The 10,698-nt window shown below is 69.9% G+C and carries 7 protein-coding genes and 1 pseudogene; 4 read left to right on the forward strand and 4 right to left on the reverse strand.

Annotation, left to right across the window (positions count from 1 at the left end; genetic code table 11):
• Nucleotides 1–372 precede the first annotated feature (372 nt).
• On the forward strand, nt 373–1,248 hold the full coding sequence (locus KGA66_RS25545) for a YwqG family protein (protein WP_211471494.1): 876 nt from the start codon (nt 373–375) through the stop codon (nt 1,246–1,248).
• 32 nt (nt 1,249–1,280) lie between these two features.
• Here the strand turns inward: KGA66_RS25545 and KGA66_RS25550 are convergent, their stop codons facing one another.
• The 4 genes from KGA66_RS25550 to KGA66_RS25565 form a co-directional block, all read right to left on the reverse strand.
• A complete protein-coding gene (locus tag KGA66_RS25550; RefSeq protein WP_211471496.1) occupies nt 1,281–1,898 on the reverse strand; it encodes a DUF4352 domain-containing protein in 618 nt (205 codons plus the stop codon).
• Nucleotides 1,899–2,024: 126 nt separating this feature from the next.
• Entirely contained in the window at nt 2,025–2,333 is a 309-nt protein-coding gene (locus tag KGA66_RS25555; RefSeq protein ID WP_211471498.1) for a ricin-type beta-trefoil lectin domain protein, read from the reverse strand.
• Nucleotides 2,334–2,564: 231 nt separating this feature from the next.
• A complete protein-coding gene (locus KGA66_RS25560) occupies nt 2,565–4,250 on the reverse strand; it encodes an AMP-binding protein (RefSeq protein WP_211471502.1) in 1,686 nt (561 codons plus the stop codon).
• A 356-nt stretch (nt 4,251–4,606) separates the two neighbouring features.
• Nucleotides 4,607–5,617, reverse strand: coding sequence for a LacI family DNA-binding transcriptional regulator (locus tag KGA66_RS25565; protein ID WP_369015966.1), 1,011 nt, complete (start codon nt 5,615–5,617; stop codon nt 4,607–4,609).
• A gap of 318 nt (nt 5,618–5,935) precedes the next feature.
• Between KGA66_RS25565 and KGA66_RS25570 the strand changes: the two genes are divergently transcribed.
• From KGA66_RS25570 to KGA66_RS25580, 3 genes and pseudogenes are all read left to right on the forward strand, one after another.
• Nucleotides 5,936–8,011, forward strand: coding sequence for a glycoside hydrolase family 127 protein (locus KGA66_RS25570; protein WP_211471500.1), 2,076 nt, complete (start codon nt 5,936–5,938; stop codon nt 8,009–8,011).
• A gap of 112 nt (nt 8,012–8,123) precedes the next feature.
• Entirely contained in the window at nt 8,124–10,298 is a 2,175-nt protein-coding gene (locus KGA66_RS25575; RefSeq protein ID WP_246508673.1) for a putative Ig domain-containing protein, read from the forward strand.
• Nucleotides 10,299–10,451: 153 nt separating this feature from the next.
• A pseudogene (locus KGA66_RS25580) lies at nt 10,452–10,698 on the forward strand (sugar ABC transporter substrate-binding protein); the annotation flags it as partial.

Below are 10,698 nucleotides of genomic sequence, written 5' to 3' on the forward strand. Positions count from 1 at the left end.
GTCGTGGGTCGTGGGTTGCGGGGGAGCGGGTGGTGGCGGGTGCGGCCCGCCTCACTTGGCGCGGGACTTCGACGTCGGTTCGCGGCGCAGGCGCAGCGGTAGGCCGAGCTGTCATCGATCGGACAGGCGTTAACTTGGTGCGATGCGATGCGAGGTTACCGATGCCGATGCCGATGCCGCGACCGCGGTCGGGACCGGCGACCTGCTGGTGCTGGCCACACCGCGGTTGATCGCGTGGCTGGAGGCGCGGCTTCGTCGAGGTGGTCGCCGAGACGATGGCGAGCGCGACCGGCCGACGCCGCGCGCGGCCGTAGTCGGCGCGTCGTCGCGGCGTCGTGACGCCCCCGGGCGGAGTCTGCCACGATGAGCACCATGCAAATCAGTGAATCTGCGCTCGCGGATGCTGGACGGCGTTACTTCAGCGCTGCGGACGCGCAGACCTGGGTCGGGCTGCTGCGTCCCGCGTTGAGTCTGCGCGCGCTGGCCCCGGACGAGTCCGAGGTGGTGGCCTATCTCGGGGGTGAGCCGCTGCTGCCGGCGGACGTCGAGTGGCCGGTGTGGGAGGGCCACGGGCCGCTTTCCTTCGTCGGCGCGGTCGACTGCGGTCAGGTGCCCGTCGACGAACTCGACATCCCGCTGCCGAGGGCGGGTCAGCTGGTGTTCTTCTACTTCGACGGCCTGGGAGACAGCGCGGTCGTGTACTCGGACGCTGACAGTGTCGTCCACGGGACGCGGCTGCTGTATGTGCCGCAGGATGCTGACGTATCGCCGCGCACCGCGCCGGAGGGCGTGACGCCGTTTCCGCGGCTGCTGCTGACGGGCGAGGTGATCGCGACGGCTCCGGACAACACCCACGCCGCGCTGATCGCCGCGTTCGGCGACCCGGAGGACCCGGCCGGTTACTGCGACTATCCGGTCACCGACCCGGGCGACAACGGGTTCTGGGAGGCGCTGACCGCATACCGTGGCGAGCATGCGCCGCACCACCAGATCGGCGGGTACGCGCTGCCGGTCCAAGGCCCCGTGGAACCCGAGGGCGCGCAGGCCCTCCTGCCCGACCCGGGCGAGCAGGCGGACGCGGCGCGCAACGAACTGGCCTCGCAGCTCGCTGTGCTCGCCCAGTTCGACAGCGATGCGCGCAGCGGCATGAGCTGGGGCGACGCCGGCCGGTTGTACTGGATGACGCGGCGCGAAGACCTGGCCGCAGGCCGCTTCGATCAGGCGACGTTCACCTGGCAGTGCGAGTAGGAAGCCGAACCGGGAGAACCGAACCCGCTTGATCAGCCGACGGTCCACTGCGCGGTCGTACCGAACAAGCCGCCGTTGAGGTTGTACTGGACCTGAGTGACCTTGGAGCCGCTCGGGATCTCGAACGTGATGAAGCCGAGGGCCTTGTCTCCCTTTGGAAGGTTCGTGCTGGAGCTCATCTGCGGCCCGGCGCCTGTCTCCGTGACGATGGCGGGTTTGAATGTCTGTCCTGTTGCGTCCTTGACCTGTGCGTCTATGAGCGGATCATCCTGATACGAGCCCGGACCCTTGTCCAGCAGCTGGAACTGAACCGACGCGTAGTGCGTCCCGGCCTTCGGAGTTTCGAACTCGTTGCTCGGAGTATCGGGATCCACGATTTTGATGACCGTCACCTCTATGGTCGTGCCGTCTCCCTGGAGGTTGATCGCGTCGCCGACGCCGGCTTTCTGCGGCGCGGCGGACGAGGGCGCCTGCGAGGCCGCTGACGTGCCGCTTGCTGAGTGTGGAGCGGCGGGGGTGGTCGTCACACCTTTCGAGGTGCACGCCGCTGCGATCAGGGCGACGGGGAGTAGGGCCAAGATCTTGCGCATGGCGTTGCCTGCCTTCAACTTTTCTGCTTGCTGCCAGCCTCGCCCCGCTTCGCGAGCCATGCACGCACACGCGGCCATCCGGCTGACCCACTCCCGGTCGACAGTCTTGGCCCCGGCCGGCGCGCGCCGGCCGGGGCCAAGACTGTTCAACTGTCCGGCTGTTCGCGACTGTTGTCCTCGCGCTCGTTACAGCGCGGCGAAGAACTGGTTGTTGCCGCCGTTGGCGTACCACTGGATCAGGCCGGCGCCGGGCGAGGTGGAGCCGCCGCTCATGTCCAGCAGCAGGCCGAAGCTGGAGTTCGGCGTGAGGTGGATGGTGAACCCCGAGTCGGCGTGCGCGGCCGTGGCTCCCGCACCCAGCACGCCGGCGGTCGCGAGCGCGACCGTCGCGGTGGCCGCCGCGGCACGGGCACGCAGCGTGCCGAGGCCCGACCGCCGGCGCTCGCCGTCGGCCACGCTCTCGTCCGTGCGGTGGCTGTCGTGGCTTGTCTTCATGGTTCCTGCCCCCTTCGAAGTCGGCGGCCGCACTCGCCGCGGCCGCCGGATCACAGCAGCCCAATCAGAACCGGCCGGGAGCCGGGCTGTACCGCGCGTGCAGCCGTCAATATCGCGCTGACCTGCACTGCTCGGTCGCGCGAGCCGTACCAGCGGCAAGAAGCGGCAAGAAGTGGCACCAAGCGCACCCGGCGCACCCGGCGCACCAAGCGGAAGGCGGCACCGGGCGAGTCAGAGCGTGTACTCGTCGGGCGGCGCGCTGTCCGCGTCGGCGTGCAGGTGGCTCTCCCGGTCGCGCAGTTCCACGCGGCGGATCTTGCCGGAGATCGTCTTCGGCAGCTCGAAGAACTCCAGCCGGCGCACGCGCTTGTAAGGGGCCATCTTCTCCCGGGCGAACTGCAGGATCGCCGCCGCGGTCTGCTCGGTCGGCTCGTAGCCGGGCGCCAGCGCCACGTACGCCTTGGGCACCGCCAGGCGCAGCGGGTCGGGGGAGGGTACGACCGCGGCCTCGGCGACCGCCGGATGTTCCAGGAGTGCGCTTTCCAGCTCGAACGGGCTGATGCGATAGTCGCTGGCCTTGAACACGTCGTCGGCGCGTCCGACGTACGTGATGTACCCGTCCTCGTCGCGGCTCGCGACGTCCCCGGTGTGGTAGTAGCCGTCGGCCATCGCCTCGGCGTTGCGCTCCGGGTCACCGAAGTAACCGGCCATCAGCCCGACCGGCCGGTGCGCGAGGTCGAGGCAGATCTCGCCCTCCTCGGCCCGGTTCCCCGTCGCCGGGTCGATCAGCTCGACGACGAAGCCCGGCATCGGCCGGCCCATCGAGCCCGGTTTGATCGGCTGCCCGGGCGGGTTCGCGATCTGCACGCTGGACTCGGTCTGCCCGAACCCGTCGCGGATGCGCACCCGCCACGCCTTCTCGACCTGCTCGATGACCTCGGGGTTGAGCGGCTCCCCGGCGGCCACGACCTTCCTCGGCGGGGTGCGCAGCCGCGACAGGTCGGCCTGGATCAGCATCCGCCACACGGTCGGCGGCGCGCAGAAGCTCGTCACGCCGCACCGGTCGAGCGCGCCGAGCAGCCCGTCGGCGGAGAACTTGGCGCTGTTGAGCACCAGGATCGTGGCCTCGGCGTTCCACGGCGCGAAGAAGTTGGACCAGGCGTGCTTGGCCCAGCCCGGCGAGGAGATGTTCAGGTGCACGTCGCCGGGTTCCAGGCCGATCCAGAACATCGTGGACAGGTGCCCGATCGGGTACGAGGCGTGGGTGTGCTCGACCAGCTTCGGCGTGGCGGTGGTGCCGGAGGTGAAGTACAGCAGCAGCGTGTCGTCGGCCATGGTCGGACCGTCGGGCTCGAACTGCGCCGGCGCCTGGTAGGCGTACTCGAAGCCGAGCCATCCCTGTGGTGCCTCGCCGACCGCGATGCGCGTGTAGTCGCCCGGGACGTCGTCGAACTTCGCGGCGTGCGCCGCGCCGACCACCACGTGCCTGGCGTGCCCGCGCTCCACCCGGTCGCGAAGATCGTCGCGCGTGAGCATGGGTGTGGCCGGGATGACGACGGCGCCTAGCTTCATCGCGGCGAGCATCGTCTCCCACAGTTCCAGCTGGTTGCCCAGCATGAGGATGACGCGGTCGCCGCGGGCCACACCCCGGGCGCGCAGCCAGTTCGCGACCCGGTTCGAGCGCTCGGCCAGGTCCTGGAAGCTCCAGCGGCCCTCGCTCCCGTCGTCCTCGACGATCCACAGCGCGGTGCGCGCGCCGCGCAGCGGGTCGGCCGCGACGGCGTCGAAGTGCTCAAGCGCCCAGTTGAACTCGGTGGGCTGCGGCCAGCGGAACTCGCGGTAGGCGGTCGCGTAGTCCTCGCGGTGCGCGAGCAGGTAGTCGCGGGCATCAAGGAACGCAGCGCCATGGGCGGACATCGTCGTCACCCCACCATGATTGACCGAATCGCCGCCGCGGACCAGCCTTCGGCGGTGTGGCGCCGGTTGGACGCGCCACGCGGGCACGGGTGCGAGCACCGGCACGGGACGGTACCGGACGGCCGGGTGCCCAGCGGAAGTATCATCGAGCCCTAATAAACACCTGGGGTGGCCGTTACGCTGAGCCGATGCCTACCGCGGCCCGCACGGCGACAACTACCGCAGCTACAACCCCTCAACCGGCCCGCACCACGGCATCGACAGCGGCCAGTGGGGAAAAGCGACACGCTGTCGTGCACGCCGCGTTGTGCACGGTCGTCATCCACGCCGCGTTGCTCTCGTCGCGGCTGTGCGCCCTATGCCGATTCGCGCACGATCAGGCGGCACGGGACGGTGGTCACGCCGGGCTGCGTCTCGTCGGCGTCTATGGCGGAGAGCAGGTGCAGCGCGGCGACGCGGCCGATCTCGCCGAGGTTCATGTCGATGGTGGTCAGCGGGGGCCGCGACGCGAGCGCCATCGCGTCCCAGTTGTCGTAGCCGACGATCGCGACGTCCTCGGGCACGCGCGCGCCGCGCTCGCGCAGCGTGTCGGCCACGCCGCGGGCGATCTGGTCGTTGCCGCAGAAGAACGCGTCGACCTTCGGGTCGGTGCGCAGCACCGCCTCGGCCGCGCGCCGGCCCCACGCCTCGCTCCAGTCGCCGTAGTGCACGCGGCCGCTCGCCGGAGCCAGGCCCGTGCCCTCGATCAACTTCAGGGTGCGCGCCGCGCGGTCGCGGGCCGCGGCGTGGTGCGCCGGGCCGGTGACGTGCGCGATGCGGCTGCGGCCGAGCCCGAGCAGGTGCTCCACGGCGAGAGTGGCGCCGCCCGCGTCGTCGGAGACGACGGAGGTGTCCCGCGGGTCCTCGGAAGGCGAGACGGTGTAGACCGTGGGGATCCCCTCGACGTCGGTCAGCGGCGGCCGCGGGTCCGTGCGCCGTCCGGTCACGATGATGCCGTCGACTCTGCGTTCGATCAGAGCACGCAGATGATGCTGCTCGCGGATCGCGTCGCCGCGGGTGTCGCAGAGCAGAACACTGATTTTGCCGGCGCCCAGCGCGTCCTCGGCGCCCAGCAGCACCGGGATGCCGAACCTGCCGATGCCGTCCGTCGTCATCAGCCCGACCGTCCAACTGCGGCCGGTGTGCAGGCTCTGGGCGTGCCGGTTCGGGCTGAACCCGAGCTCGTCGGCGGCCCCGAGCACGCGCTCGCGCGTCTCCGGCCGCATCCTGCCGCCGCCGCTGAGCGCCTTCGACGCGGTTCCCACGCTGACCCCGGCGCGGGCGGCCACGTCGGCGAGCCGCGCCCGCGCCGGAGCGGAGTCACGCACGGTGTCCGGAGCGGAGTCACGCGCGAAGTCACGTGCAGAGTCCGACACGGTTTCTTCCCTTTCACAGGCTCGGGTGGGTGCGCGGCCCGGCGCGTGTTCGTCGTGCGGCACGCTCGCCGCGGCGTTGTCGCTGGCACGGCGCCGCCGCCGGGCCTCGCCGCGGCGGGAACCAGTTGCGCAACCTTTGAGAAAATATATCAGCTAGCCATCGACTCTTGACTAGCTCGCCTCGGTGGCTAGGGTTGCGCCAAGAAAAACGTTTGCGCACTTTGCTCACCGGTTCCCTCCGCCAGCGGAACCACGCACGCTGGGAGATTCATGCCCCGCTCATCCGACTCGCCGCCGCGGACCGGTCCGGTCCGTCTCGGGCCGACGGCCCGCACGGCCCTGCGGCCGACCGCCGACGCGGTCGTGGCCGCGGGCTTCTGGGCCGCCCGCCAAGAGGTCAACGCGCGCGTCGGCATCCCGCAGGGCCCGTTCCTGCTGGAGTCCGCGGGCAACCTGCACGACCTGCGCCTGGCCGCGGGCGAGGAGCGTGGCGAGTTCCGCGGCGACTACCCGTTCATGGACTCGGACGTCTACAAGTGGCTGGAGGCGGCGTCCTGGCAGCTGGGCCGGCTGCACCCGGACAGTCCCGAGGGCCGACGGCTGGCCGACGACGTGGAGCGCATCATCGGGCTGGTCGCCGCCGCCCAGCAGCCCGACGGCTATCTCAACACCTGGTTCCAGGCGGGCAAGGGCGCGGGCCGTTACCGTGACCTGCGCTGGGGACACGAGCTGTACTGCGCCGGGCATCTGATCCAGGCCGCGGTGGCGCACCACCGCGCCACCGGCCGCGAGCGGCTGCTCGACGTCGCGCGGCGGTTCGCCGACCATCTCGACGCGCACTTCGGGGCGCCCGGCAGCGGGAAGCCGATCGACGGCATCGACGGGCACCCGCAGATCGAGACGGCGCTGGTCGAGCTGTACCGCGAGACCGGCGAGCGGCGCTACCTCGAGCTGGCCGGCTATTTCGTGGACCGCCATGGGCACGGCCTTCTCGGCGGCGAGGCGTACTGCCAGGACCGGGTTCCGGTGCGCGAGGCTCGCACCGTCGAGGGCCACGCCGTGCGCCAGCTTTATCTGCTCGCGGCGGTGGCGGATCTGGCCACTGAGACCGGCGAGGCGCAACTGCACGCGGCGGGGGAGCGGCTGTGGTCCGCGATGACCGCGACCAAGACCTATCTGACCGGTGGCGTCGGCGCGCACCACCACGGCGAGGAGTTCGGCGGCCCCTACGAGCTGCCGGCCGAGCGCGCTTACTGCGAGACCTGCGCCGCGATCGCCTCGATCCAGTTCAGCTGGCGGATGGCGCTGCTGACCGGCGACGCGCGCTACAGCGACCTGATCGAACGCACCCTGTTCAACGGGTTTCTCGCCGGTGTCTCGCTCGACGGCCAGAGCTGGCTCTATGTCAACCCGCTGCAGGTGCGCGACGGCCACACGGACATCGGCGGCGACCAGTCCGCCCGGCGCACGCGCTGGTTCCGCTGCGCCTGCTGCCCGCCGAATGTCATGAGGCTGATGGCGAGCCTGGAGCACTACTTCGCCTCCACCGACGGGCGCGGCATCCAGCTGCACCAGTTCGCGACCGGGACGTTCCGCGGCGACGCCTCCGGTGCGCCCGTCGTTGTGAGCGTTAGCACGGACTATCCGTGGGATGGCCGGATCGCCGTCACCGTCGAGGAGACGCCGACGGACCGCGAGTGGACTCTCGCGTTGCGCGTGCCGCAGTGGTGCACCAGTTTTTCGGTGCAGCGCCGCTCGACAGAGCGCCGGACCGGGGGAGGTCCGGACGGGGTCGGCGACCCCGGCGACCCCGAGTCCCGTGACGTCGAGCCCTGTGACGTCGAGCCCTGTGACGTCGAGCCCTGTGACGTCGATGTCGAGGCGACTGCGGACCGGGACGGTTGGCTGCGCCTGGCACGCAGCTGGAAGCCCGGCGATCGCGTGGTGTTCGAGCTCGACATGGAACCGCGGCTGACCGGCGCCGATCCGCGCGTGGACGCCGTGCGCGGCTGTGTCGCGATCGAGCGCGGGCCGCTGGTGTACTGCGTCGAAGGGGCCGACCATCCCGGTAGCGGGCTCGACGACCTCGTGCTCGACACGACGCGCCCGCTCGCGGTGAAGCACCGCCCTGATCTGCTCGGCGGGGTAACCACGGTGCTCGGCAGCGGTCTGCGTCGGCCGAGCACCGCCGCCGGCTGGTGGCCGTACCCGTCCAGGTCGGGCGACGGCGGGCGGGTCACGGACGGGGCCACCGCGGGCGTCCCGTTCGATCTGGTCGCAGTCCCCTACTACGCCTGGGCGAATCGAGAGGACGGCGCGATGCGCGTCTGGTTGCCGACCTCGTGACCGCGCAGCCCGGGTGGTCGGCGACGACTTCCTTCATCTTCCGGGTGGAGACGATCCCGGATTCCCGCACCAGTGCACCTCATACCCGCAAACCCCGTTGTCAGGAGAAGCAATGACGCACCGCCTGATCAACCACTCGGCGCGACCGCCCGGCCGCGCCGTGGCGACGCTTTCCGCGCTCGCCCTCACCGCGACGGCCGTAGTGGCCGCCGCCTCCCTGCCCGCCCACGCCGCGACGGCGACGTTGGTGGTCAACGCCAATCAGCCGTTTCGTTCCGTCACGCATGTCGCCACCGGGTCGCTGTACGGTCTGGCCTCGGGGACGGTTCCGGCGGACAGCCTGGTCGAGCCGATCCACCCGAACACGTTCGTGCAGATGCCGGCGGGCGGTCACCAGCAGCCCACCGGCGACATCCTGAAGGTGGCGCCGGAGGCGGAGCGGGCCGGGGCGAAGCTGGTGGACCGGCTCTCGGACTACTACGCGGGCTGGCCGTACCAGTTCAGCTGGAGCACGTGGCCGAACGCGGTCTCCTCGCAGATCCAGCAGGTGAAGGCCGCGAATCTGACGGACCTGGCGTCCTGGGAGCTGTGGAACGAGCCGGACAACACCTGGCGCTCGTCCAACGGCACCTTCGAGTCGTTCTGGACCAGGACCTACAACCAGGTGCGGTCGCTGGACAAGACGACTCCGATTCAGGGGCCGAGCTTCTCGGACAACATCAGCGACATGCAGAACTTCCTGAAGAACGCGGTCGCGACGAACACGGTGCCGGACATCATCGCCTGGCATGAGCTGGAGAGCTCTTCGAAGATCGCCGGCGACGTGTCCACGGTCACCAATCTGGAGAGGAGCCTGGGCATCACTCCGCGGCCGATCGCGATCGAGGAGTACGCGGCGCCGTCGCAGGTCGGCATTCCGGGTGCGCTGGTCGGGTATATCGCGCAGTTCGAGCGGCTGGGCGTCAACAACGCGGAGTTGGCGTTCTGGAACCAGTCCGGCGCGCTCGGGGACCTGTTGACCGGCCAGGGCGGCAGCCCGAACGGCGCGTACTGGCTCTACACCTGGTACGCGGCGATGAGCGGCAGCATGGTGACCACGGTGCCTGCGTCCGGGCTCGACGGCGCGGCCTCGGTCAACGCGGCGGCGAATCAGGTCAATGTGATCTTCGGGGGTGGCAGTGGTTCGACGGCCGTGACCGTGAACGGCTTGAGCTCGCTGTCCGGGTTCTCCGGCAACTCGCAGGTGAACGTCACGCTCCAGTACACCCCTTCGCCGGGACGCACCGTGGCGGTGTCCGCGCCGACGACGGTCTCGCAGGGCAGGTACACCGTGTCGAACGGGTCGATCACCGTGCCGATCTCGTCGATGAGCTCCACCTATGGTTACCACCTGATCGTCACGCCCGTTTCTCCCAGCGGGAACACGGTCACGGTCTCCAACCCTGGCAACCAGACCGGGACGGTGGGCACCGCGATCAGTGGTCTGCAAATGAACGCCACCGATTCGGCGTCCGGCCAGACGTTGACCTACAGCGCGTCGGGTCTTCCGGCGGGCCTGTCGATCTCCTCTTCGGGTCTGATCTCGGGTACGCCGACTGCGTCGGGCACGTTCAATGTGACGGTGACGGCGAAGGACGGTACCGGGGCGTCGGGTTCGGCGTCGTTCACGTGGACGATCGGGACCGGTAGCAGCGGGAACACGGTGACGGTCACCAATCCCGGTGCGCAGAGCGGGACGGTGGGCACCGCGATCAGTGCTCTTCAGGTTCAGGCCACTGACTCCGGGTCGGGTCAGACGTTGACCTACAGCGCGTCGGGTCTTCCGGCCGGCCTGTCGATCTCCTCTTCGGGTCTGATTTCGGGTACGCCGACCGCGTCGGGCACGTTCAATGTGACGGTGACGGCGAAGGACGGTACCGGGGCGTCGGGTTCGGCGTCGTTCACGTGGACGATCGGGACCGGTAGCACGGGCGGCGGGACGTGTCAGGTCTCGTACGTGAAGAACGAGTGGGGCGGTGGGTTCACCGCGAACCTGACGGTGACCAACACCGGCACCTCGACGATCAACGGCTGGACGGTGACCTGGAGTTTCCCGGGTGACCAGAAGGTCACCAACGCGTGGAACGCGAACGTCACCCAGTCCGGATCGGCGGTCACCGCGACCAACATGAGCTACAACCCGACGATCGCGCCCGGCGGCAACGTGCAGTTCGGCTTCCAGGGCACCTGGGCCGGCAACGACACCAGCCCCAGCGCCTTCACCCTCAACGGAAACGCCTGCAGCTGACCGTTTACGGCGCCGCCCGGCCGGGAGACCGGTCGGGCGGCGCGCAGCACCATCCGCAACATCAGTACCCGCACCACATCCACACCGCACCACATCCACACCACGCGGCATCTCCATCCACGCCGCACCGCATTTTCCGAAAGGCTCACTGATATGCACTCCGATTCACGGCCAAGCCCCGGTGTCAAAGCCGCGGCTCTCGGCCTGACTCTCGCCGCGCTCGCAGTCACCGCGACCGCGTGCAGTTCGTCCTCTCCGTCGTCCGGTTCGTCGTCGGCGTCGTCGGCGCCTTCGGGTACGTACACGGTCTGGGATCCGTATCCGCAGTTCGACAATTCGTCGGCGTGGGTGCAGTTGCTGGACAAGTGCGGCACGGCGGCGGGGGTTTCGGTCAAGCGCA

It is taken from the genome of Actinocrinis puniceicyclus (genome assembly GCF_018283645.1).
Lineage (GTDB): Bacteria > Actinomycetota > Actinomycetes > Streptomycetales > Catenulisporaceae > Actinocrinis > Actinocrinis puniceicyclus.